General features: G+C 36.9%; 21 protein-coding genes, 1 riboswitch and 1 other annotated feature. Of the genes, 13 read left to right on the forward strand and 8 right to left on the reverse strand.

Going from position 1 to position 24,540, the window contains the following annotated elements:
• Positions 1–458: 458 nt before the first annotated feature.
• From CD118_RS01205 to rpmH, 7 genes are all read right to left on the reverse strand, one after another.
• Positions 459–806, reverse strand: coding sequence for a sulfurtransferase TusA family protein (locus CD118_RS01205; protein ID WP_103356110.1), 348 nt, complete (start codon positions 804–806; stop codon positions 459–461).
• 103 nt (positions 807–909) lie between these two features.
• Positions 910–1,758: a ParB/RepB/Spo0J family partition protein gene (locus CD118_RS01210; protein WP_103356111.1), complete on the reverse strand. Its 849-nt coding sequence runs from the start codon at positions 1,756–1,758 to the stop codon at positions 910–912.
• A 39-nt stretch (positions 1,759–1,797) separates the two neighbouring features.
• Positions 1,798–2,517, reverse strand: a complete 720-nt coding sequence (rsmG, locus tag CD118_RS01215) for a 16S rRNA (guanine(527)-N(7))-methyltransferase RsmG (RefSeq protein ID WP_060830480.1) — start codon at positions 2,515–2,517, stop codon at positions 1,798–1,800.
• Positions 2,518–4,392 carry a tRNA uridine-5-carboxymethylaminomethyl(34) synthesis enzyme MnmG gene (gene mnmG / locus CD118_RS01220; protein WP_016425724.1) on the reverse strand — a complete coding sequence of 625 codons (1,875 nt, stop codon included), beginning with the start codon at positions 4,390–4,392 and terminating at the stop codon, positions 2,518–2,520.
• An 18-nt stretch (positions 4,393–4,410) separates the two neighbouring features.
• The gene (mnmE, locus tag CD118_RS01225) at positions 4,411–5,793 is read right to left on the reverse strand and encodes a tRNA uridine-5-carboxymethylaminomethyl(34) synthesis GTPase MnmE (RefSeq protein ID WP_082704431.1); all 1,383 of its coding nucleotides are present in this window, start codon (positions 5,791–5,793) and stop codon (positions 4,411–4,413) included.
• Positions 5,794–6,057: 264 nt separating this feature from the next.
• On the reverse strand, positions 6,058–6,405 hold the full coding sequence (gene rnpA, locus CD118_RS01230; protein WP_050346185.1) for a ribonuclease P protein component: 348 nt from the start codon (positions 6,403–6,405) through the stop codon (positions 6,058–6,060).
• A gap of 83 nt (positions 6,406–6,488) precedes the next feature.
• A complete protein-coding gene (rpmH, locus tag CD118_RS01235; RefSeq protein WP_000240855.1) occupies positions 6,489–6,626 on the reverse strand; it encodes a 50S ribosomal protein L34 in 138 nt (45 codons plus the stop codon).
• A gap of 537 nt (positions 6,627–7,163) precedes the next feature.
• On the opposite strand from rpmH, the gene dnaA reads away from it, so the two are divergent.
• From dnaA to gyrA, 7 genes are all read left to right on the forward strand, one after another.
• Complete coding sequence (gene dnaA, locus CD118_RS01240) at positions 7,164–8,507, forward strand: chromosomal replication initiator protein DnaA (RefSeq protein ID WP_060829119.1); 1,344 nt, start codon at positions 7,164–7,166, stop codon at positions 8,505–8,507.
• Positions 8,508–8,681: 174 nt separating this feature from the next.
• Complete coding sequence (gene dnaN / locus CD118_RS01245; protein ID WP_016425728.1) at positions 8,682–9,818, forward strand: DNA polymerase III subunit beta; 1,137 nt, start codon at positions 8,682–8,684, stop codon at positions 9,816–9,818.
• Positions 9,819–10,009: 191 nt separating this feature from the next.
• Positions 10,010–10,711, forward strand: a complete 702-nt coding sequence (locus CD118_RS01250; RefSeq protein WP_050344908.1) for a DsbA family protein — start codon at positions 10,010–10,012, stop codon at positions 10,709–10,711.
• Positions 10,712–10,820: 109 nt separating this feature from the next.
• The gene (yaaA, locus tag CD118_RS01255; RefSeq protein WP_016425730.1) at positions 10,821–11,060 is read left to right on the forward strand and encodes a S4 domain-containing protein YaaA; all 240 of its coding nucleotides are present in this window, start codon (positions 10,821–10,823) and stop codon (positions 11,058–11,060) included.
• Complete coding sequence (gene recF, locus CD118_RS01260) at positions 11,057–12,172, forward strand: DNA replication/repair protein RecF (protein WP_103356112.1); 1,116 nt, start codon at positions 11,057–11,059, stop codon at positions 12,170–12,172. The genes yaaA and recF overlap by 4 nt, the downstream gene beginning before the upstream one ends.
• A 23-nt stretch (positions 12,173–12,195) precedes the next feature.
• Positions 12,196–14,118 carry a DNA topoisomerase (ATP-hydrolyzing) subunit B gene (gene gyrB / locus CD118_RS01265; RefSeq protein WP_050344910.1) on the forward strand — a complete coding sequence of 641 codons (1,923 nt, stop codon included), beginning with the start codon at positions 12,196–12,198 and terminating at the stop codon, positions 14,116–14,118.
• A 35-nt stretch (positions 14,119–14,153) separates the two neighbouring features.
• The gene (gene gyrA / locus CD118_RS01270) at positions 14,154–16,784 is read left to right on the forward strand and encodes a DNA gyrase subunit A (protein WP_103356113.1); all 2,631 of its coding nucleotides are present in this window, start codon (positions 14,154–14,156) and stop codon (positions 16,782–16,784) included.
• 126 nt (positions 16,785–16,910) lie between these two features.
• Here gyrA and CD118_RS01275 read toward each other — a convergent pair whose 3' ends face one another.
• Positions 16,911–17,753 (reverse strand): NAD(P)H-hydrate dehydratase, encoded by an 843-nt coding sequence (locus tag CD118_RS01275; RefSeq protein WP_207554581.1) that lies wholly within the window; start codon positions 17,751–17,753, stop codon positions 16,911–16,913.
• 429 nt (positions 17,754–18,182) lie between these two features.
• On the opposite strand from CD118_RS01275, the gene hutH reads away from it, so the two are divergent.
• The 6 genes from hutH (at position 18,183) to metX (ending at position 24,429) form a co-directional block, all read left to right on the forward strand.
• Positions 18,183–19,685, forward strand: coding sequence for a histidine ammonia-lyase (gene hutH / locus CD118_RS01280; protein WP_103356114.1), 1,503 nt, complete (start codon positions 18,183–18,185; stop codon positions 19,683–19,685).
• Between the two features lie 46 nt (positions 19,686–19,731).
• Positions 19,732–19,931: a binding site (T-box leader), on the forward strand.
• Between the two features lie 78 nt (positions 19,932–20,009).
• Positions 20,010–21,290, forward strand: a complete 1,281-nt coding sequence (gene serS, locus CD118_RS01285; RefSeq protein WP_103356115.1) for a serine--tRNA ligase — start codon at positions 20,010–20,012, stop codon at positions 21,288–21,290.
• A gap of 72 nt (positions 21,291–21,362) precedes the next feature.
• Positions 21,363–21,890 carry a YceI family protein gene (locus tag CD118_RS01290; protein WP_103356116.1) on the forward strand — a complete coding sequence of 176 codons (528 nt, stop codon included), beginning with the start codon at positions 21,363–21,365 and terminating at the stop codon, positions 21,888–21,890.
• Between the two features lie 318 nt (positions 21,891–22,208).
• Complete coding sequence (locus CD118_RS01295) at positions 22,209–22,904, forward strand: AzlC family ABC transporter permease (RefSeq protein WP_103356117.1); 696 nt, start codon at positions 22,209–22,211, stop codon at positions 22,902–22,904.
• Positions 22,901–23,230 (forward strand): AzlD domain-containing protein, encoded by a 330-nt coding sequence (locus tag CD118_RS01300; protein WP_060829127.1) that lies wholly within the window; start codon positions 22,901–22,903, stop codon positions 23,228–23,230. The genes CD118_RS01295 and CD118_RS01300 overlap by 4 nt, the downstream gene beginning before the upstream one ends.
• Positions 23,231–23,280: 50 nt before the next feature.
• Positions 23,281–23,379: riboswitch (SAM riboswitch) on the forward strand.
• Between the two features lie 84 nt (positions 23,380–23,463).
• Positions 23,464–24,429 carry a homoserine O-acetyltransferase MetX gene (gene metX / locus CD118_RS01305; RefSeq protein WP_050329605.1) on the forward strand — a complete coding sequence of 322 codons (966 nt, stop codon included), beginning with the start codon at positions 23,464–23,466 and terminating at the stop codon, positions 24,427–24,429.
• Positions 24,430–24,540: the final 111 nt, after the last annotated feature.

The following is a 24,540-nucleotide window of genomic DNA, read 5'->3' on the forward strand; positions in this document are numbered from 1 at the left end:
AGAGACAGGTCCATAAATACATTCAATACCCTTGATTGTTTATACCTGAAATAGTTCATACAGAAGACCCTTTTTATTAAAATTATACTTTAAACTTAACTTTGCAACAGAACCTAAAAATTCAATTTGATTATCGTCACTTATTATAGACTATTTTTAAAAGTGTAAAAGTCATTGTAATAAAGAACTAATATTTGATTTCAAATCACTTAAAGAAAAGCAACATAACCTTTTCATTAATACTTAATAAATTGTGAACTTCACTGACTCTGTAATGATCAAAAACTATGAGGTTACTATTCACTAACAGCCAAATAAATATATCCTTCTACATTGAAACTTTCAATAATACTTTACTTTGTTATTTTAGAATGCTCTTTCGCCGTAAAACTTTGAGAGAACAAGACATCAAGATCTTCTTCTCTCAAAGTTTAGTATTGATATATGATTCTTAATTATTATGTAAAAAACACCTTTCCCTTTTCCTTATTGACTTCTCTCTTTTTTTGTAATACGTTTTTTGGAATTTGTGTTTTATCTATAGCTTTTACATCCACAATGACACCTTTTTGATCAGTCAATGTAACCTTAACCCTATTGCCTTCTTGGAGTTTATCTCGTTTTTTATTCAGCTTCATTTGATATCGATTGTCATGTGAATAAAGGCTGGTAGGTTGATTGTTTTGAACGAACTTTCCATAATAAACTTCTCTTCGGGTAATCATGTCAAAGCTCGTCATCAAATAAATTGAAGCCCCTACTAATAAAAAAGCAAATAAGCCTATGATGCGTCTCTTGTTTTTCATACATCCTTAAGCGTAAAAAAACTGCATAAGTGACGATTTATCACTTACACAGTTTATAAGATTTTGCTATTTAAAATAAAATGGTTTCATGCATTAAAAATGATTATTTTCGATAAAGACGAATTTGAATTTCAACGTAATCATCATGCTCTTTTTCACGTTGTTCATATTTGATACCATTCGCACTGACTTCCAACAAGCTATCCGCAATAATATCACGTGCGGCTGAAACATCTTGGATAAATTCAGGAGGGGTCGCAACGACTTTCTCTCCTTCATTATCTTTTTCAGCAGGCATTTTCAACCGATCTTCTGTTTGTTTGACATTTAATTGTTCAGTTAAAATGATATGCAACATTTCTTCTTGTCGTTCAGGTGTTTGTCCTACTAGCGCTCGCGCGTGACGCTCAGTAATTTGATGTTCCCGTACTGCTTCTAACACGACAGGCGTTAATTTCAATAGGCGCAATTTATTCGCAATGAAACTTTGGCTTTTTCCAACACTTTTAGCGAGTTCAGCTTGTGTAATACCTTCAAACGCCAACAGTTTTTTATAAGCCTCTGCTTCTTCAATCGCTGATAAATTCTCACGTTGAATATTTTCTATCAATGCTACGACAGCTGTTTCTTCATCATCTAAATGACGGATTAAAACCTCTGCCTCAGTCATATGATTCATTTGTAACGCACGAAAACGACGTTCACCTGCAATGATTTCGTACATATTTTCTTCAATCGGTCTTACTACAATAGGTTGTAACAAGCCATGAGCGTTGATAGATTCAGCTAATTCTTCAATCCGTGCAGTATCAAACTTTTGACGTGGTTGATAACGGTTCGGAACAATTCGCTCAATTTTAATCGATTCGACACCTTGATTTTCCGCTTCACTGGCATCTAGTAAGTCGTCTTTATTTTTTAATCCAAACAACTTAGAAAAGGGTTTCTTCATTTTTATTCGCTCCCCTTAATATTCCAAAATACATTTTTGTTATTCTACAAGTGGTGTTTTATTGGGTGTTCCGGGTTTTCTTGGGTATTTCTTAGGTGTTTGACTCCGCTTTTCAATTGTAATAATTTGACGCTCACCTGCATCTTCTGGAAGCGTAAATGTATCGATTTGGCGAATTTTGCCACCTAAGACACCTACTGCAAAGCGCGCTTCATCAAGTTCTTCTTGTCCTTTTGATGATTTTAAAGCTAAAAAGAGACCTTGCTTTTTCACGAGTGGTATACACAATTCGCTTAATACCGACATTCTCGCAACAGCACGTGCTGTTACGATATCAAAAGACGCCCGGTAGTCTTCCTGCTTTCCAAATGTTTCAGCGCGATCATGCACAAATCGGACACCTTCAAGCTCTAACGCATCTGCCAATTGATTTAAAAATTGAATCCGCTTATTTAACGAGTCAACAATTGTAACGTGAATTTCTGGAAACATAATTTTTAAAGGAATACTTGGAAACCCTGCACCCGCACCTACATCACACAAACTTAAAGGTTGATTAAAATCATGGTAAAAACTAGGTGTTACAGAATCATAAAAATGCTTAAGATACACTTCATGTTCCTCTGTAATACTCGTTAAATTAATTTTCTCATTCCATTCTACAAGCATTTCATAATATTTTTCAAATTGTTGCTTCTGTTTATCAGATAATGTCAATCCGTGTGCACCTAATTGTGTTGCTAACCATTCTACACTCATTTATTTCACCCTTTGAATTTTACCTTGTTCTAAGTAGACTAACAATATTGAAATATCTGCTGGGTTAACACCTGAAATACGTGAGGCTTGCGCGATGTTAAGTGGTTTAACTTGAGCCAATTTTTCACGTGCTTCAGTCGCTAAGCTATCGATTTTACTGTAATCGAGATCTTCTGGAATTTTCTTTTGTTCCATTCTTTTCACTTTATCTACTTGTTGTAATGATTTATTGATATAACCTTCATATTTTGTTTGAATTTCGACTTGTTCTTCAACATCTGATGGTAATTGATGTGTCTCTTCTAAAATTTCAATTATTGTTGCATAAGTCATTTCAGGTCGACGTAACAATTCATTGGCTAGAATTCCATCTTTAAGGCGTGAGCCCCCTTCTCGCTCAATGATTTGTTGTACGCGTTCACTTGGCTTAATGCGGATTTGAGACAACCGTGTCATTTCATCACTAATTTGTTGACGTTTTTCATTGAAACGCGCATAACGCTCTTCTGAGATTAAACCAATTTGATGGCCAATATCTGTAAGACGTAAATCTGCATTATCGTGACGTAGTAATAAACGATACTCTGCACGAGAAGTGAGTAATCGATATGGCTCATTTGTACCTTTTGTCACTAAGTCGTCAATTAAAACACCGATATAAGCATCTGAACGTTGTAATATTGTTTCTTCTTGACCTAATACACGGGCAGCTGCATTGATACCTGCCATTAAGCCTTGCCCAGCCGCTTCTTCATAACCTGATGTCCCATTAATCTGACCTGCTGTGTAGAGGTTTTTGATCATTTTAGTTTCCAAAGTTGGCCAAAGTTGTGTTGGTACTAATGCATCATATTCAATCGCATAACCTGCGCGCATCATATCTGCCTTTTCTAAACCAGGAATGGTCGCAAGCATTTGACGTTGAACTGCTTCAGGCATACTTGTTGATAAGCCTTGAACATATACTTCATTTGTATGACGGCCTTCTGGTTCAAGGAACAATTGATGTCTCGGTTTATCATTAAAACGTACAAATTTATCTTCAATTGATGGACAATAACGTGGACCTGTTCCTTTAATCATTCCGGAATACATCGCAGATAAATGAAGGTTGTCATCGATGACTTTGTGTGTTTCACCATTTGTATAAGTCAACCAACAAGGAAGTTGGTCTAAAATATATTCAGTTGTTTCATAACTGAAAGCACGACCGACGTCATCACCTGGTTGAATTTCAGTTTTACTATAATCTATCGTTTTCGCATTCACACGTGGCGGTGTACCCGTTTTAAAGCGAACAACATCAAAGCCAAGTTCTCTTAAGTGATCTGCAAGGGTAATCGAAGGTAATTGATGGTTTGGACCACTAGAATATTTCAAATTACCAAGAATAATCTCACCACGTAAGAAAGTACCTGTTGTTAAAATAACGGCTTTAGCACGGTATTCTGTACCAATATTAGTACGCACACCTTTAACAACGCCCTCTTCGATGATAAGTTCATCCACCATGCCTTGCATCACTTCTAGATTGTCTTCATCTTCAAGTACACGTTTCATTTCTTGTTGATACATGACTTTATCGGCTTGCGCACGTAACGCACGTACTGCAGGCCCTTTTCCTGTATTAAGCATACGCATTTGAATATGCGTTTTATCAATTGTTTTCGCCATTTGGCCACCTAAAGCGTCGATTTCACGTACAACAATTCCTTTTGCCGGTCCACCAACTGAAGGATTACATGGCATAAAGGCAATATTATCTAAATTGATTGTCAACATGAGTGTATGCGCACCACGTCTCGCAGATGCAAGACCGGCTTCAATACCAGAATGTCCAGCCCCTACGACAATAACATCAAATGATTTCACCATTTTATTAACCTCCATTTATTATTTTCCGAGACAGAATTGACTAAATAATTGATCAATCAATTCCTCACTTGCAGATTCACCAATAATTTCACCTAAAAGTTCCCATGTCCGTGTTAAATCGATTTGAATCATATCCATAGGAATCCCCATTTCAGCTGCATCTATCGCATCTTGAATCGTCTTTTTCGCTTGTTTCAGTAATGAAATATGGCGTGAGTTTGAAACATAAGTCATATCTTGACTTTGAACCTCTCCACCAAAAAACAAATCACGTATTTGAATTTCAAGCTCATCAATCCCTTGTTGTTCGAGCATTGACGTTTCAATAACAGGCATTGAGCCCACCATCGCTTTCACTTCGTCACGGTCTAATCGTGGCGTCAAGTCTGTCTTATTAATAATCACAATTGCATCGCTCGTTTTTACAACTTCATAGAGTTTTCGATCTTCTTCCGTTAAAGGCTCATTATTGTTTAATACAAATAAAATAAGATCTGCTTCACTCAATGCTTTACGAGAACGCTCCACCCCTATTCGTTCAACGATATCTTCTGTTTCGCGTATACCTGCTGTATCTACAAGTCTGAGCGGTACGCCTCGTACATTGACATATTCTTCTAGAACGTCACGCGTTGTTCCAGCAACTTCTGTCACAATCGCTTTATTATCTTGAATCAAGTTATTTAACATGGATGATTTACCTACATTAGGCTTACCTACAATGACAGTTGATAAACCTTCACGCATAATTTTACCTTGAACACCTGTATCTAATAATTTTTGAATCTCATTTTTGATTTCTTGCGCGCGTTCTAACAGTAACTCTGAAGTAGCTTCTTCTACGTCATCATATTCTGGATAATCAATGTTAACCTCTACTTGAGCTAGAACTTCCAAAATGGATTGACGTTGCTTTTTAATCAATTCACTTAATCGCCCTTCAATTTGGTTCATTGCGACTTTCGAAGCACGGTCAGTTTTAGAACGTATAAAATCCATTACTGCTTCAGCTTGTGATAAGTCAATTCTTCCATTTAAGAAGGCACGCTTTGTATATTCACCAGGCTCTGCCATTCTTGCACCGTAAGTCATTGTTAATTCTAACACACGATTAATTGTCAAAATGCCACCATGACAGTTAATCTCTACGATGTCTTCACGTGTAAATGTGCGTGGTGCACGCAATACCGAAACCATCACTTCTTCAACAACTTCTTGCGTTTCAGGATCAATGATATGTCCATAGTTAATTGTATGCGTAGGTACATCTTTTAATTGTTTTCTTCCTTTATAAAGCTTATCTGCAATTTCAACCGCATCTAAACCAGATAAACGTACAATTCCTATCGCGCCCTCGCCCATTGGTGTTGATATACTTGTAATCGTGTCTAATTGTTCCACAATTGACGTACCTCCTTTTGTCAAAATATATCATTATAATATTGTAAAATGTTTCATTCAAAATTGCGAATGCCATGTTTTATTTTCTTTTATTATCTCCTACGTGTAATACCTATCACGCATTCTTTATATAAATAGAAGAGCATTAAGTCTTAAGTCTAAATGCTAAGACTTAACCTAATAGAAAAGCCTTTATACCAAGGGTTCTCATATTATAAGTTAGACTTCGGTTTGTCTGAAATCATACAAACCGAAGTCTAAAAATTACTTTATTCGCTTGTTAAAGACCTTTGCAATTTTGAGTACATGCTCTAAACTTTTCTGAATTTCTTGTGTAGACATCGCTTTGGCAGGAAATCGTGCAATCACAATCATATCGACTGGTAACATATCTGTTTTATGCACTTTGAAGCATTCTCGAATACTTCTTTTAATACGGTTGCGTGTCACGGCATTACCCAATTTTTTAGATACGCTAATACCTAGCCTAAAGTGCGCTGCTTGTTGCTGTTCATACGTATACACAACAAACTGGCGATTCGCTACAGATTTACCTTTACGATAGATGGACTGAAAATCAGCATTTTTTTTAATACGGTATGCTTTTTCCATTAAATATCACTCGTCTTTCTTCTGAATACCTAAGGCAAACAGGCTTGTTCGCAAAAAAAAGATCACTGAATGAGTCAGTGATCTTATGCTGATAAAACTTTACGACCTTTACGACGACGACGTGCCAATACTTTACGGCCGTTTTTAGTGCTCATGCGTTTTCTGAAACCATGAACTTTACTATGTTTACGTTTATTTGGTTGATAAGTACGTTTTACCATGCAAAACACCTCCATCTCAATCATTCAATTATCTAATATTCATCATTATAGATAAGTTAATTTCATTTTTATGTGTTCAAATTGATGTTCTTAAATAAAATGAAATGTCTACATTTCAAGCAACTACTAAAATATAACAAAATCACAACAGTAAATCAAGTGTGTTTTTTCATAATTAGATACAGCAGACCTAAAAAAAGTTGTCCACTTATACACAGGGCAAAATAAATAAACTGTGGATAACAATTTATTATTCACAAGTTACACAAAAAGATAACAACATATTCACAGCCGTTTGACAGTAATGGTTGTGAAAAAGTATAATTGTGTGGATAAGTGGTTTAAACCCTTATAGTACATAGGTTTTATATTATGTATATAGCTTAAAAGAGTTGTGAATAATGTAACGTTTTATGTTGTTCGTCCACAGTTTGTGATTAACTTGTGGATAATTATTAACACCCTGTGATTATCTTTATTAAATTATGGGGATATTGTGTATAACAAAATTTTTACTTAGGAAGATGGAGTTAAAAAATGTCAGAACAAGAAATTTGGGATAATGTTCTCAACTTATGCAAAGAAAATGTTACTAATGTTTCATATGACACTTGGCTCAAAGACACAACATTACATGCTCTATCTAATAAAGAAGCTGTCGTTATTGCTGCACAGCCATTTATTGCAAATTGGCTAACGACCAATTATACAGATCTCGTCAAACAATTTTTAGAAGCTGTAACGGGACACGATATTGAGAACATCAACTTTATTACTGAAGAAGATTTAGCAGAGCTCAATATCGCGTCATCCTCTAAAAACTCAGAGCATCATTCGCATGTTGAACCTGTCGTGTCAGGCGAGCAATTTAACACAAACAATACATTTGAAACATTTGTCATCGGTCCCGGCAACCGCTTCCCGCATGCTGCGAGCCTTGCTGTTGCGGAATCACCGGCAAATGCCTATAACCCGCTTTTCATTTATGGTGGTGTAGGTTTAGGAAAAACGCATCTTATGCATGCGATTGGTCATTATGTCCTGGAAAATAATCCTGATGCGAAAGTACTTTACACATCAAGCGAAAAATTTACAAATGAGTTTATTCAATCCATTCGTAACAATGATACAGAGTCATTTCGTGAAAAGTACCGTAATATCGATGTTTTATTAATTGATGATATTCAATTTATTCAAAAGAAAGAACAGACACAGGAAGAATTTTTCCATACTTTTAATGACTTGCATCAAAACAAAAAGCAAATTGTCATCTCCAGTGATCGTCCACCGAAAGAAATTTCTACTTTAGAAGAACGTCTAAAATCCCGATTCCAATGGGGGTTAATCGTTGATATTACACCACCAGATTTTGAGACACGGATGGCCATTTTACAAAAGAAAACAGAAGAAGAAAATTTAGATATTCCTATCGAATCTTTAACTTATATCGCAAATCAAATTCAAACGAATATTCGTGAACTTGAAGGGGCTTTAACCCGTGTACTCGCATATTCAAAATTACAAGGTAAACCGATTACGACCGAATTAACCTCTGATGCTTTAAAGGATATTATTCAAGTTACAAAATCTAAAAAAATTACGATTCAAGATATTCAAAAAGTTGTTGGTGAGTATTACGGCGTACGTATTGAAGACTTTGTAGCAAAGAAACGTACAAAATCAATTGCCTATCCAAGACAAATCGCGATGTACTTATCGCGAGAGCTAACTGATTTTTCTCTACCAAAAATTGGAGAGGAATTTGGAGGACGCGATCATACGACAGTCATTCATGCGCATGATAAAATAAAAAAAGATATCGAAAATGACCCTACATTACGACAAGAAATAGAAGGTATTGAAAAAGAGATCAGAAGTTGATTTGTGGATAGTGGGCAAAAGTTGTACACATCATACACAACTTATCCACATGTGAATAACCTTTGATATCAATAAATTTTATGAGTTATCCACTAATCCACAGCCCCTATGACTATGATTACGACTTTAAATAATAACTATAACTATTATAAACGACTGAAAGGAGTTTATAGAATGATGGAGTTTTCTATCCAAAGAGATTATTTTATCACTCAATTAAACGATACATTAAAAGCCATTTCACCAAGAACGACATTACCAATATTGACAGGTATTAAAATTGATGCCAAAAACGAAGGTATTGTCTTAACTGGATCAGATTCAGAGATATCAATTGAAATTACAATCCCGAATCAAGTTGATGGAGAAGAAATTGTTAATGTGACAGAGCCAGGTTCTGTTGTATTGCCAGGGCGTTTCTTCGTTGACATTATTAAGAAATTACCAGGTCGAGAAGTTAAGCTCTCTACAAACGAACAATTCCAAACATTGATTACATCAGGTCATTCAGAGTTCAATTTAAGTGGATTAGACCCTGATCAATACCCATTGTTACCACAAGTATCTAGTGAAGATGCATTGCAATTACCAGTCAAAGTATTGAAAAACGTGATTGCACAAACTAATTTTGCAGTGTCCACCTCAGAAACACGTCCAGTCCTTACAGGTGTAAACTGGCTTATACAAGAAAATGAATTAATATGCACGGCGACTGATTCACACCGCTTGGCTGTAAGAAAGTTGAAACTTGAAGACGAAGAAATTGGTGATAAAAATGTCATTATTCCAGGTAAAGCTTTAGCAGAATTAAATAAAATTATGACAGAGAGCGAAGAGCATATTGATATTTTCTTTGCATCAAATCAAGTATTGTTCCGTGTTGGTAACGTAAACTTTATTTCACGCTTACTAGAGGGACACTATCCTGATACATCACGCTTGTTCCCAGAAAACTACGAGATCAAATTAGCATTAGATAATTCTGATTTTTATCATGCCATTGACCGTGCTTCTCTATTAGCAAGAGAAGGTGGCAACAATGTCATTAAATTAAGTGCAGGCGATGAGCAAGTGGAACTTTCATCTACATCACCTGAAATTGGGACAGTGAAGGAAGAAGTTACTGCAAACGAGGTTGAAGGTGGTAACTTAAAAATCTCTTTTAACTCAAAATACATGATGGATGCTTTAAAAGCGATCGATAATGACGAAGTTGAAGTCGAATTTTTCGGTACGATGAAACCTTTTATTTTAAAACCAAAGGATGATGACACCGTTACACAATTAATTTTACCGATACGTACTTACTAAATAATTTAAAAAGCCTATGATACAAAACGCAGTTGGACTTGACCAACTGCGTTTTTTGTGTGACTTGACAGCTCAGTTTCCATACGTAAAGTTAGTAAAAAAATAAAGTCATTTGAATCGTTCGCGCGTGTAATATTCAAAGCAGCCTGATTTTAGTATAATTAAAAGATAATGTGATGGAGGATTGGAATATGAAAAGTAAATGGCCTTTAATTTTAACAATTATAGTGGTACTTGCAATTGTAATAGCAATCATTATTAGAATGAGTACACATGATTCAGCCCCTAATACAGCGCGTCAAAATGAAAAAGAAATGGTGACAGACACCCAATCACAACCACATCAAGGCGCAAAAGAGAATAAAATTGTAATTGTGGAATATGGTGATTTTAAATGCCCTTATTGTGGTGCATTTGAACGTAACATTAAGCCACAACTGCAAAAAGAATATATTGATACGCAAAAAGTACAATTTCGCTACGTTAACGTCTTAATACATGGAGAAGAGTCTGAATTAAGTGCAAAAGCTGCATTAGCAGTAAATCAGTATGCACCGAACCAATATTGGGCGTTTCACAAACTTTTATATCAAGGTCAACCGTCGAATAAAGATGACGTGACTACAAAACATTGGTTAACAGATAATTTTATTCAACAACAACTAAAAAAATTAGACTTGTCACCTAAACAATTAGAAAAGATTACTTCGGCATATCGAGACAAAAATGGAGAAATCGCAAAAAAAGCGCAAAACGATAATCACTTAGCTAAAAAGTATAAAGTGCCACAAGTGCCATCGTTGTATATCAACGGTGAACCAATAGAAGATACTAAGGATTTTGACACGATTAAATCTAAAGTTGATCAAGTGATTAAGGATCAAAAGTCCTAACGCATGATTGGTCATTCATCATTTGTTCCACATGAAACTTTTACTCGAAAATTGCCTTCTGTACATGAAATTTTTGCGATAAAACGGTATAATATATAGGTGAGCAAATATGAATGGAGTGATTAAATTGGCTGAGGAAGTAATTGTTGATGGTGAACTCACTTTAGGACAATTTTTAAACTATGAAGGCATCATTGAATCGGGAGGACAAGCGAAGTGGTTTTTAAGTGAATATGATGTTTTCTTGAATGGCGAGCATGAATCGCGTCGTGGCAAAAAGTTACATGACGGGGACCGTATAGAAATTCCTGAAGTAGGTTCATATATCATCAAATTCGGTGAGCAATGAAACTTAAAACACTCCAATTAGAAAACTATCGAAATTACGAAGAGATATTGCTTCAATGTCATCCTGAAGTCAATATTTTAATTGGTGAAAATGCACAAGGAAAAACCAATCTGTTGGAATCTATTTACACCTTAGCCTTGGCGAAGAGTCATCGTACAACGAATGATAGGGAATTAATTCGTTTTAATACTGAGTATGCTAAAATAGAGGGTGAGCTCAGTTTTCGCCACGGTACGATGCCGCTCACAATGTTTATCACGAAAAAAGGTAAAAAGGTAAAAGTAAATCATTTAGAGCAAAGTCGTTTGACGCAGTATATAGGCCATTTGAATGTGGTCCTTTTTGCGCCTGAAGACTTAAATATTGTCAAAGGTGCACCACAAGTGAGAAGACGTTTTATCGATATGGAACTTGGGCAAATTTCAAACTTATATTTAAATGATTTATCGCAATATCAACGTATTTTAAAACAACGCAATCACTATTTAAAACAGTTGCAATTGAAACAGACGAAAGATACGACGATGTTAGAAGTACTGAATCAGCAATTTGCTGAATATGCAGTGAAAGTAACACAACGGCGAGCACAATTTATTGCAGAGCTAGAAACTTTAGCAGAGCCCATTCATTCAGGTATTACGAATGGTCGCGAAGCTTTGACATTAAAATATTTACCTAGTATCAAAATGGAAGACACCTCGCAAACAGAGGCAGTCTTAATTCAAAAAGTATTTGAAGACCTTCAAAGTCAACTGAATCGTGAAATCGAGCGCGGTGTGAGTTTACATGGACCACACCGTGATGATTTAGCTTTTCAAGTGAATGGCATGGACGCACAAATTTATGGCTCTCAAGGTCAACAACGGACAACGGCGCTTTCGATTAAGTTAGCAGAAATTGAATTAATGAATCAAGAAGTGGGGGAATACCCCATTTTATTACTTGATGACGTTTTAAGTGAACTAGATGATGCACGTCAAACGCATCTTTTAAGTACAATTCAGCATAAAGTTCAAACATTTGTGACAACCACTTCGGTAGATGGTATTGATCATGAAATTATGAAAAACGCGAAGATATATCAAATTGCACAAGGAAATATTAAGCAGTAGGAAGAAAGTGAAGGTGGGAAGCATTGGCTGATGTGAACAACTCGGAAAATTATGGTGCGAGTCAGATTCAAGTTTTAGAAGGACTTGAAGCGGTACGTAAGCGACCAGGTATGTATATTGGTTCTACTTCAGAACGTGGTCTACATCATCTTGTTTGGGAAATTGTCGATAACAGTATTGATGAAGCACTTGCAGGATATGCGGATGATATTGAAGTGATCATCGAAAAAGACAATTGGATTAAAGTTACAGATAATGGACGCGGTATTCCTGTCGATATTCAAGAAAAAATGGGACGTCCTGCTGTAGAAGTTATTTTAACTGTATTACACGCTGGTGGGAAATTTGGCGGCGGTGGCTATAAAGTTTCAGGTGGTTTACACGGTGTAGGTTCATCTGTTGTAAATGCATTGAGTGAGACGTTAGAAGTTTACGTTCATAGAAATGGACGTATTCACCATCAAGCCTACCACATGGGTGTACCTGCATTTGATTTGAAACAAATTGGTGATACAGATCAAACAGGAACGGTTATTCGTTTTAAGGCAGATGAAACGATATTCCAAGAAACGACAGTGTATAACTATGAAACTTTGCAAAAACGTATTCGTGAATTAGCCTTTTTAAATAAAGGTATCCGTATTACGCTCAGAGACGAGCGTGACGAAGAAGAAATTCGTGAGGATAGTTACCACTATGAAGGTGGAATAAAGTCGTATGTCGAGCTTATAAACGAGAATAAAGAGCCATTACATGAAGAACCTATTTATGTTCATGAGACACGCGATGACATTGAAGTCGAAATCGCTATTCAATATAACAGTGGTTTTGCGACAAATTTACTGACTTACGCAAATAATATCCACACATATGAAGGTGGGACGCATGAAGATGGCTTTAAACGTGCGTTAACGAGAGTGTTAAATAATTATGGATCTCAAAATAAGTTAATCAAAGATGAGAAAGAACGCTTGTCAGGTGAAGATACGCGAGAAGGTTTAACTGCTATCGTTTCCATCAAGCATGGAGACCCTCAGTTTGAAGGACAAACAAAAACAAAATTAGGCAACTCTGAGGTTCGTCAAATTGTTGATCGCGTATTCTCAGAGCTTTTTGAACGTTTCTTATACGAGCATCCACAAATTGGACGAATTATCATCGAAAAAGGGATTATGGCTTCTCGTGCACGTATCGCTGCGAAAAAAGCGCGTGAAGTCACACGTCGTAAGTCTGCGCTTGATATTTCAAGCTTGCCAGGTAAGTTAGCAGACTGCTCAAGTAAAGATCCATCTGAAAGTGAGATTTTCTTAGTAGAGGGTGACTCTGCCGGGGGGTCTACAAAATCAGGTCGAGACTCACGTACGCAAGCAATATTGCCTTTAAGAGGGAAAATTTTAAATGTTGAAAAAGCACGTTTAGATAAGATTTTGAATAACAACGAAATTCGTCAAATGGTCACTGCATTTGGAACAGGTATCGGTGGAGAGTTTGATATTTCAAAAGCCCGTTACCATAAGATTGTCATTATGACTGATGCGGATGTCGATGGCGCACATATTCGGACGCTTTTATTGACGTTCTTTTATCGTTTTATGCGCCCACTTATTGAAGCTGGTTATGTTTATATCGCACAACCACCATTGTACAAGTTAACACAGGGGAAACAAAAATATTATGTCTTTAATGACCGTGAATTGGATAAATTAAAAGAAAGACTTAATCCAACGCCAAAATGGTCAATTGCACGTTATAAAGGTTTAGGTGAAATGAATGCAGACCAACTATGGGAAACAACAATGAATCCTGAAAACCGTGCAATGCTTCAAGTGACTTTAGATGATGCAATCGAAGCGGATCAGACATTTGAAATGTTGATGGGCGATGTCGTCGAAAATCGTCGTCAGTTCATTGAAGATAATGCCGTATATGCCAACCTAGATTTCTAGAATGAGAATTGGAAAATGAGAAGGAGGATATCTTGATGGCTGAAACACCTGAATCAAGAATTAATGAACGTAATATCAGCAAAGAGATGCGAGAATCGTTTTTGGATTATGCCATGAGTGTTATTGTGTCTCGTGCTTTGCCAGATGTCAGAGATGGTTTAAAACCTGTACATCGTCGTATTTTATACGGCCTCAATGAGCAAGGTATGACGCCAGACAAACCGTATAAAAAATCTGCCCGTATCGTAGGGGATGTAATGGGTAAATATCATCCACATGGGGACTCTTCTATTTATGAAGCAATGGTCCGTATGGCACAGGATTTCAGCTATCGTTATCCACTTGTAGATGGACAAGGTAACTTTGGTTCTATGGATGGTGACGGTGCAGCAGCAATGCGTTACACTGAAGCGCGTATGACAAAACTTGCCTTAGAACTGTTACGTGATATTAATAAAGATACGATTGATTTTATTGATAACTATGACGGAAATGAACGCGAACCAAGTGTGTTACCGTCACGTTTCCCAAATTTACTGGTTAACGGGGCTTCAGGGATTGCGGTAGGTATGGCAACGAATATCCCACCACACAATATGCGCGAAGTCATTGATGGTGTCCTAAGTTTAAGTCATAATCCAGACATTACCATTAATGAATTAATGGAAAATATTCAAGGCCCAGACTTCCCAACGGCAGGCTTAATTCTAGGCAAAAGTGGTATTCGACGTGCGTATGAAACAGGCCGTGGCTCTATTATTATGAGAGCGAAAGCTGAAATTGAATCACGTGGTGGAGGCCGTGAACGTATCGTTGTGACGGAAATTCCATTCCAAGTCAATAAAGCACGTATGATTGAAAAAATTGCTGAATTAGTACGCGATAAAAAAATTGAAGGCATTACAGATTTACGTGATGAAACGAGTTTACGTACAGGGGTTCGTATCGTTATTGATATTCGTAAAGATGCGAATGCAAGTGTGATATTGAACAACTTGTATAAACAAACGCCCCTTCAAACTTCATTTGGTGTCAATATGATTGCGCTCGTTAACGGTAGACCGAAATTAATTAACTTGAAACAAGCGTTGTATCACTATTTAGAGCACCAAAAAGAAGTAGTTCGTCGTCGCACAGCTTATAACTTACGTAAAGCAAAAGACCGTGCGCATATACTAGAAGGTTTAAGAATTGCACTAGATCATATCGATGAGATTATTACAATTATTCGAGAATCTGAAACAGATAAGGTGGCAATGGAAAGCTTACAATCACGTTTTGAACTTTCTGAACGTCAAGCCCAAGCAATTCTTGATATGCGTTTAAGACGTCTGACAGGCTTAGAACGAGATAAAATTGAAAACGAATATAACGAACTTCTTGCCTATATTGAAGAATTAGAAGCAATCTTAGCAGATGAAGAAAAGTTATTAGCACTTGTTCGTGAAGAGCTTACCGAAATTAAAGAAAAATATGGTGATGACAGACGTACTGAAATTCAACTTGGCGGTATAGATCAACTTGAAGATGAAGATCTTATTCCAGAAGAACAAATCGTTATTACATTGAGTCACAATAACTATATCAAACGTTTACCGGCATCAACATATCGCTCACAAAATCGTGGTGGTCGTGGTGTACAAGGTATGAATACGTTAGAAGATGATTTTGTGAGTCAGTTGGTTACAACGAGTACGCACGACCATATCTTGTTCTTTACGAATAAAGGTCGGGTCTACAAACTCAAAGGTTATGAAGTGCCAGAACTCTCACGTCAGTCTAAAGGTATTCCTATTGTGAATGCGATAGAACTTGAAAGTGACGAAAATATCAGTACAATGATAGCTGTTAAAGATTTAGAGTCTGAAGAAGACTTCCTTGTATTTGTAACGAAAAAAGGTTTGATTAAACGTTCTGCATTGAGTAACTTTAACCGTATCAACCGTAATGGTAAGATTGCGATTAAATTTAGAGATGATGATGAGTTAGTAGCTGTACGTTTAACTGATGGCGAAAAACATATTTTGATTGGTACAGCTGATGCTTCTCTTATCCGCTTTAAAGAAACAGATGTACGTTCCATGAGTCGTATCGCAGCGGGCGTCAAAGGGATTAAGCTTCGCGATGGTGACGAGGTTATTGGCTTAGGCGTTACGAATGAGGAAAGTCATGATGAGATTTTAGTAGTCACTGAAAAAGGTTACGGTAAGCGTACCTCTATTGAAGAGTACCGTTTGTCTAACCGTGGTGGTATGGGTGTTAAAACGGCCAAATTGACAGAGCGAAACGGTCAACTCGTATGTATTGCAACGGTTGAAGGTGATGAAGATTTAATGGTTGTTACAAACCAAGGTGTGATTATTCGTATGGAAGTGAGCGATATTTCAGTGAATGGACGTATGGCTCAAGGTGTACGTTTAATTCGCCTAGATGATGAACAGTTTGTATCTACAGTGGCTAAAGTGAAAAAAGAACCAGAAAATCTTGAAGCGGAAAATGATGAACTAGAATCAGAGACAGAGACTGTTATTGAAGACGATGTACCTGGTGATACAATTCATACAGAAGCACCTGAAGTGAGTGACAACGACACAGAAGAACGAGAAACGGTAAGACAAGATTTTATGGATCGTGTTAATGAAGATATTGAAAATGAAGATGAATAAATTAAGATAAATTAAGAAGCGACGATGATTCTATTGGGAATCACCGCCGCTTCTTTTTTTAAACGGAGTCATGAAAACGGCATAAAGGGATTTCGACCGCTTCATTCATTAACGAAGTATGATATTTTAATCTTCCAATTGTTTCATTGCATAAGGAATTTCGTCAATCATTCTTGAAGGGGGTACAACATACATCTCCTGAGAAAGTTTTTCTCCTATATAACTATGTGTGTATGTGGCACTGGTAATTGCATCAACAAGATTGTCAAATTGACCTACAAAGCTTGTTATCATTCCAGCAAGGGTATCCCCCATTCCGCCTGTCGCCATCGCAGGGTTGCCAATTTGTAATTGATATTCTTCGTCTTTAAAGAAAATTTCTGTACCATGTTTCTTTAGGACAACTGTGCCCCCAAGACGATCGACGGCTTCTCGATTTCGTTCATAAGTTTGTTCTTCTATTGGAATGCCACTCAAACGCTCCCACTCTTTCTGATGTGGTGTGTAGATGACATTGCAAGCTGGAATTTCAGGTTTTAATTTACTTACAATTGATATCGCATCGCCATCCACAATGAGCGTGTGGTGGGGTTGAATATTTTGTAAAAGGAATGTCATCGCATTATTGCCTTTAAAATCAAGACCCAAACCTGGACCAATTAAAATACAATCTGAAACTTCAATCATCTTTGTCAGTTTTTTCGTATCATTAATATCTATGACCATAGCCTCTGGACAGCGCGAATGAAGTGCAACATGATTTGTTGGATGAGTTGCGACTGTAATTAATCCACCACCACTGTAAACACACGCACGTGCTGCAATCATAATCGCACCACCAAGATTGGCATTGCCACCAATTAAGAGTATACGACCGTAGTCTCCTTTATGCGTGTCACGCTTACGTTTAGGTATGCTGACAGCTGACAATGTTTTCACGTTTGTGACCCTCCTATCTGGAATTTCCATTATTACAACAAGATATATTATACCTGGTTTGTCCTTTCGTCAATACCAATTCAAAGCTTCTAGAATGCGGTCATGCTTACCGGCAATAGGAAAGGCTGATGTCATGCGGTTAGCCTTTAGATATTTTTATCATTTTGAGCTCAAAATGCTGAATAGAATTAATATATCGCTTTCACTCAAATGAATTTCGTCTTCGGTTCGACCTTGTACTAAAAGAGAATGATTAAGTCTCTTCTTATTTGTTTAACACGTTAAAAGATTAATTTAATACCATGTTACGAATATTATGAAAACTATTGTTTAAGCGATTTAAGAATCCTATACTGATTATTAAGTGTGATGGGGATGGGACAGCATCAAAAGTGAGTAGACGAGCAAAAAGATGTCCGATGCGCATCAAAGGCTAATATATGATAGGGGTGGATAATGATGACTTTACGTCTAAATGGGGATCAACTCACAATTGAAGCGATTCGCCAATTTCTAGCTACTGGGGATCAAATTGAAATTAGTGAAGAGGCACGTGAGCGTGTCAAAAGAAGCCGTGCGATTGTGGAGCGCATTATTGAAAATAAGGAAACAGTGTACGGGATTACGACAGGCTTTGGGTTATTCAGTGACGTATTAATTGATCAACAAAAATATAATGAATTACAAGTCAATCTGATTCGTTCACATGCTTGTGGGGTCGGTCAACCTTTTGCGCAACGTGTCGCTTTAGTGATGATGGTCTTACGTCTTAATACTTTATTGAAAGGTCATTCTGGTGTCACAACTGACCTAGTTGATCAGCTTGTCTTTTTTATTAATAATCGAATCATTCCAGTGATTCCGCAACAAGGTTCTTTAGGCGCATCGGGTGATTTAGCGCCATTGTCTCATCTCGCTTTAGCTTTAATCGGAGAAGGCAAAGTCGAATACCAAGGTGAGGTTTTAGACAGCTCGGATGTCTTAAAACGTCTTGACCGCGATCCTTTGGCACTTCAAGCTAAAGAAGGCTTAGCATTGATAAATGGAACACAAGCTATGACTGCACAAGGTGTGATTACATTTATTGAGACAGAGAGTCTTGCTTATCAAGCAGAATGGGTAGCTGCTTTAACACATCAAGCTTTGAATGGTATTACAGATGCTTATCATGAAGCGGTACATAGAGTGCGTAATTTCGAAGAGCAAGTCGCGGTAGCAGGACGGATGTTAGACTGGTTGGAAGGATCCCAATTGACTACACGCCAAGGGGAAATTCGTGTCCAAGATCCTTATACATTACGTTGTATTCCTCAAATTCATGGGGCCAGCTTTCAAGTCTTCAATTACGTACGTGAAAAATTAGAATTTGAAATGAATGCAGCGAATGATAATCCGCTCATCTTTGATGAAAATGATGAAACCCGCGTGATTTCTGGTGGTAACTTTCACGGTCAACCTGTCGCATTTGCACTCGACTTTTTAAAAATTGGAACAAGCGAACTCGGTAATGTATCTGAAAGACGTCTTGAACGATTAGTTAATCCACAATTGAATGGTGGGCTCCCCCCTTTCTTAAGTCCTGAGCCAGGTCTACAAAGTGGCGCAATGATTATGCAGTATGCAGCAGCAAGTCTCGTATCAGAAAATAAAACATTAGCGCATCCTGCGAGTGTTGATTCTATCCCATCATCGGCTAACCAAGAAGATCATGTATCTATGGGAACGATCGCATCACGCCATGGTTATCAAATATTAGAAAATGTACGTCGTGTTATCGCAATTGAAGCAATTATTGCGCTTCAAGCCGTAGAATTTAAAAATGTGTCTCAATTATCACCTAAAACATATGAAAAGTTTACGGCTTTACGAAAAATTGTCCCTTCAATCAAGGAAGATCGTCAATTCCATCGAGATATTGAAAATGTAGCAAATTATTTACAAAATGTGGCATATCAGAATTAAGCTTGCTATTCAAAATTTTCTTTGATATATTAAATGTAAATTAATAGAGTACATTGTTTGTGGAATAAGTAATATAGGAATGGAATAAGAGAGTTTGTGGTTGGTGAAAACAAATGTACAGCACTATATGAAATCTATCCACGTATGTAAACAATTCGGGTCAAACCGTTAACTTTTGTAAGAGTGCAGACCATATGATGGTGTCTGTTAAATAGGGTGGCAACGCGTCAAAACCACGTCCCTTGTGTTGGGGATGTGGTTTTTTTATTTTCGTGATGTTTCCTCATCTTAAATTTTAAAAAACTTGTGAAAGGAAGTTGGCATATGTTAGACATTAAATTATTTAGAAGTGAGAAGGAAAAAGTTAAAGAGAAAATTGCTTTAAGAGGTATGGATCCTGCTGTTGTGGAAGAGGTTTTGACATTAGATCAGCAACGTCGTGACTTGATTCAACAAACAGAAGATTTAAAAGCAGAGCGTAATAAAGCATCACAACAAATCGCAGAAAAAAAACGAAGCAAAGAAAATGCAGATGATGCGATTAAAGCACAACGTGAAGTAGGGGAGAAAATTAAAGCGATCGATGCACAACTTAAAGAAGTTGACGATACTTTAAAAGACAAACTTTCTCGCATTCCTAACCAAATTCATGATGATGTCCCTGAAGGTAAAGATGACAGTGAAAATGTTGAGTTGAAAAAATGGGGCACACCACGTGAATTTAACTTTGAAGCGAAACCCCATTGGGATCTTGTAGAAACTTTAAAAATGGCTGACTTTGACCGTGCAGCACGCGTATCAGGCGCACGCTTTGTCTATTTAACAAATGATGGCGCAAAATTAGAACGTGCTTTAATGAACTTTATGATTACGATGCATACGACACAACATGGTTATTCAGAAATGATGGTACCTCAACTTGTAAATGCTAAAGCGATGTATGGTACAGGACAATTACCAAAATTTGAAGAAGATTTATTTAAAGTAGAAAAAGAAGGTCTTTATACGATTCCAACAGCAGAAGTGCCATTGACAAATTATTATAGAGATGAAATTATCCAGCCGGGTGTCTTACCTGAAAAATTCACAGGTCAATCTGCATGTTTTAGAAGTGAAGCGGGTTCTGCCGGACGTGACACTCGTGGACTTATTCGTTTGCATCAGTTCAATAAAGTAGAGATGGTTAGAATTGAAAAGCCAGAAGACTCATGGAATGCTTTGGAAGAAATGACGACTAATGCTGAAGCGATTCTTGAAGCGCTTCAATTACCTTATCGTCGTGTCATTTTATGTACAGGAGATATTGGTTTTGGTGCTAGTAAAACATATGATTTAGAGGTTTGGCTACCAAGTTACAACGACTACAAAGAAATTAGCTCTTGTTCAAACTGTACAGACTTCCAAGCGCGTCGTGCTAATATCCGTTTTAAACGTGATAAAGATGCAAAACCTGAATATGTTCATACATTGAACGGTTCTGGTCTAGCAGTAGGTCGTACATTTGCGGCTATTGTTGAAAACTACCAAAATGAAGACGGTACGATTACTGTACCAGAAGCGTTAGTGCCATTCATGGGCGGTCAAACTGTGATTGAGCCAAAGTAAATATAACATGATTGAATACGCATCTTTAGGGTAAATATTCTAGAGATGTGTATTTTTTAAGGAGGTATTTTAATGACACATTTTAAAGTTGATCCAGCACATAGTCACGTGGGATTTGCAATTCAACATATGATGGTTAATACATTGAAAGGTCAATTTCATGACTATCAATTTGAGATTGAAGGCGATTTAGACGAGCCGACATCTTTACAAGCAAAAGGAACAATTCAAGTGAACTCTATCGATACGTATGTAAGAGATCGAGATGACCATTTGCAAAGCGAAGACTTTTTTGATGCAAAACAATACCCAGAAATTAAATTTACAACAAAAACGATTGAGCCAGCGGGAGATCACTACAAAGCACAAGTTGAAGTGACGTTTAAAGGCCATACTCAAAATGAGGAATTTGAGCTTTATGTCAATGGTTCAGGTAAAAACCCTCTAAGTGGCGATACAAATGCAGGGTTTACGTTAAAAGGTGAACTTAACCGGGAAGACTACGGCCTTACTTATAATGCACCTTTAGAAACAGGCGGTGTCTTTATAGGTAAAAACGTTAAAATCGAACTTAACCTTGAAACAGTTGTAGAAGGATAATTAAGATTATCGTTTTATTAATGATATAAAATTAGAGTTAGCGTTTAAGATATACGTCTTTATATTTGCTAGAGCGGGACAACGAAATCAAAATGGTTTCTGTCTCGCTCTATTTTTGAGCATGTAAATAGATAAAATGATATTATAACTACTTTTACAATAGTTAAAAAGTCTGAAAATTTTATTTTTTTAAACGCCTTTGTTAAGCCTTTTTAACACAATCGTTAGACTTCGGACGCTATGACGTTAGACTAACCTAATAGAGAATTTGATAATCTTGTATTATAATAAGATTAATTTTTTTAGAAGGGATGTGTCATGGTGTCGCATACAACTTTTAAGCAAGGCGTACAAGAATGTATTCCAACTTTGTTAGGCTATGCAGGGATAGGATTTTCCTTTGGTGTTGTCGGTGTTGCTTCTGGTTTTGGTTTACTCGAAATCGTAATGTTATCGATGCTTGTTTATGCCGGAGCTTCTCAGTTTATTATTGTCGCTTTAATGGTTGTTCATACACCAGTTTGGATTATTGTACTGACAACGTTAATCGTAAATAGTCGCATGTTCCTATTGAGTATGACATTAGCAAATAATTTTAAGCAGGAAAGCTTACTTCATAGAGTGGGGGTAGGCGCGCTACTCACTGATGAGACTTTTGCTGTGGCCATTACGCCTCATTCAAAAGATCTTCCCATAACGCGCAATTGGATGTATGGACTAAATTTAACAGCCTACTTATTTTGGATTTTTGTCTCTATTTTAGGGGCGTTACTTGGAAACTTTTTTAAAAATCCAGATGCATTTGGTTTAGATTATGCCATTATAGCGATGTTTGTATTTTTAACGATTGCACAATTTGAAGGTATCACCAAGTCAAAGATGCGTACTTATTTGTTATTGATGCTTATTGTCATTGTTATGATGCTATCGCTAAGTATGGTCATGTCTTCCTATTTAGCAATTTTATTCGCGTCTACGATCACTGCGGCAATAGGGATGGTGATTGACCGATGACGCTTTATATCTTATTGGCGATTATAGGTTCGGGAATTGTCACTTTACTTTTACGTATTACACCACTTTTGATGATTTCTCGTGTACAGCTTTCTGATAAAGTTTTAAAATGGCTCACTTTCATTCCAATCACACTTTTCACAGCTTTAGTCATGGATGGTTTAATCCAGCAACATAAAGGTGTGATGGGTTATACATTAAACTGGAACTTTGCCTTAGCCCTTATTCCCACTGTCATTAGTGCTTTTTGGCTCAGAAGTTTAACAATAACAGTTATTGTAGGCATGATAAGTGTCGCATTATTAAGAATAGCCGGATTATTCTAATAATCGTTTGCATGTCGATAATGAATGAGGTATGATAAAAAATAAAAATATACTTATTAAGAGAAGTTGAGGGATTTGGCCCTGTGACGCTTCAGCAACCACTTATTGATAAGTACGGTGCTACAACCAACCATTGCGGATGATAAGTTAACATAGATAGGCTTACAAAGGTTGTATTACCGTTATTGCGGAAATACAACCTTTTTTGAATTTTAGAGGGAGGGCATACTAAAATGATGAATTATCGAGTTGACACATTAGAGTTAGGCGCTTTTACGACTGAATCTGGAGAGAAAATTGAAAATTTAAAGCTTCAATATGAATATGTAGGCTACCCAGGTCAACCTTTAGTACTTGTTTGTCATGCGTTGACAGGCAATCATTTAACATACGGAACAGAGGAAAATCCAGGGTGGTGGCGTGAGATTATTGACGGTGGTTACATGCCGATTCATGATTATCAGTTTCTTACTTTTAATGTTATTGGTAGTCCATTCGGTTCTAGCTCACGTGTTACAGATCAAAATTTTCCTCAGCACCTTACAATGCGCGATATTGCCCGTGCGCTTGAAAAAGGAATTGAAGCTTTAGGTTTCCGTAAGATCAATGTACTCATAGGCGGTTCTTTAGGCGGTATGCAAGCACTAGAGCTCCTCTATCGTCATAAATTTGAAGTGGAAAAAGCAGTGATTCTTGCGGCGACCGCAAAGACATCTTCGTATAGCCGTGCATTTAATGAAATTGCGAGACAAGCCATCCATTTAGCAGGCAAAGAAGGCTTAAGTATTGCGCGTCAACTCGGCTTCTTGACGTATCGTTCATCTAAAAGTTATGAAGCCCGTTTTACTCCTGACGAAGTTGTCACATATCAAAAATATCAAGGTGATAAATTTAAAGAACAATTTGACTTACAGTGTTATTTAACATTGCTCGACGTCTTGGATAGCCATGATATTTATAGAGGAAGGGAAAATGTGGATAAGGTGTATCAATCATTGAATACAAAAGTGCTGACACTTGGTTTTACCGATGATTTGTTATATCCTGATGATCAAGTTGCTGCACTTGGTAAGCACTTCAAATACCATCGTCATTTTTTTGTGCCTGATAATGTTGGGCATGATGGCTTTTTGCTTAATTTTAATGACTGGGCGCCCTATTTATATCATTTCTTAAAAGTTTCGCGCTTTCGACGCTAACTTTAGACGATAATGTTATCTATTTGTTATAATTGCGTAAACTAGAAATACTAGACAATAAGCTGTATTTTAGGGATAATAGCTAAAATATAGCTTTTCTTTGCGTTTGAG

The sequence above is a fragment of the Staphylococcus coagulans genome, assembly GCF_002901995.1.
GTDB classification, from domain to species: domain Bacteria; phylum Bacillota; class Bacilli; order Staphylococcales; family Staphylococcaceae; genus Staphylococcus; species Staphylococcus coagulans.

What these genes read in the sequence shown, in the direction of transcription:
- CD118_RS01205 (WP_103356110.1), bottom strand. Translation starts at nt 806, where the DNA reads ATGAAAAACAAGAGACGCATCATAGGCTTATTTGCTTTTTTATTAGTA.
- CD118_RS01210 (WP_103356111.1), bottom strand. Translation starts at nt 1,758, where the DNA reads ATGAAGAAACCCTTTTCTAAGTTGTTTGGATTAAAAAATAAAGACGAC.
- rsmG (WP_060830480.1), bottom strand. Translation starts at nt 2,517, where the DNA reads ATGAGTGTAGAATGGTTAGCAACACAATTAGGTGCACACGGATTGACA.
- mnmG (WP_016425724.1), bottom strand. Translation starts at nt 4,392, where the DNA reads ATGGTGAAATCATTTGATGTTATTGTCGTAGGGGCTGGACATTCTGGT.
- rnpA (WP_050346185.1), bottom strand. Translation starts at nt 6,405, where the DNA reads ATGGAAAAAGCATACCGTATTAAAAAAAATGCTGATTTTCAGTCCATC.
- rpmH (WP_000240855.1), bottom strand. Translation starts at nt 6,626, where the DNA reads ATGGTAAAACGTACTTATCAACCAAATAAACGTAAACATAGTAAAGTT.
- dnaA (WP_060829119.1), top strand. Translation starts at nt 7,164, where the DNA reads ATGTCAGAACAAGAAATTTGGGATAATGTTCTCAACTTATGCAAAGAA.
- dnaN (WP_016425728.1), top strand. Translation starts at nt 8,682, where the DNA reads ATGATGGAGTTTTCTATCCAAAGAGATTATTTTATCACTCAATTAAAC.
- CD118_RS01250 (WP_050344908.1), top strand. Translation starts at nt 10,010, where the DNA reads ATGAAAAGTAAATGGCCTTTAATTTTAACAATTATAGTGGTACTTGCA.
- yaaA (WP_016425730.1), top strand. Translation starts at nt 10,821, where the DNA reads ATGAATGGAGTGATTAAATTGGCTGAGGAAGTAATTGTTGATGGTGAA.
- recF (WP_103356112.1), top strand. Translation starts at nt 11,057, where the DNA reads ATGAAACTTAAAACACTCCAATTAGAAAACTATCGAAATTACGAAGAG.
- gyrA (WP_103356113.1), top strand. Translation starts at nt 14,154, where the DNA reads ATGGCTGAAACACCTGAATCAAGAATTAATGAACGTAATATCAGCAAA.
- CD118_RS01275 (WP_207554581.1), bottom strand. Translation starts at nt 17,753, where the DNA reads ATGGAAATTCCAGATAGGAGGGTCACAAACGTGAAAACATTGTCAGCT.
- hutH (WP_103356114.1), top strand. Translation starts at nt 18,183, where the DNA reads ATGACTTTACGTCTAAATGGGGATCAACTCACAATTGAAGCGATTCGC.
- serS (WP_103356115.1), top strand. Translation starts at nt 20,010, where the DNA reads ATGTTAGACATTAAATTATTTAGAAGTGAGAAGGAAAAAGTTAAAGAG.
- CD118_RS01290 (WP_103356116.1), top strand. Translation starts at nt 21,363, where the DNA reads ATGACACATTTTAAAGTTGATCCAGCACATAGTCACGTGGGATTTGCA.
- CD118_RS01295 (WP_103356117.1), top strand. Translation starts at nt 22,209, where the DNA reads ATGGTGTCGCATACAACTTTTAAGCAAGGCGTACAAGAATGTATTCCA.
- CD118_RS01300 (WP_060829127.1), top strand. Translation starts at nt 22,901, where the DNA reads ATGACGCTTTATATCTTATTGGCGATTATAGGTTCGGGAATTGTCACT.
- metX (WP_050329605.1), top strand. Translation starts at nt 23,464, where the DNA reads ATGATGAATTATCGAGTTGACACATTAGAGTTAGGCGCTTTTACGACT.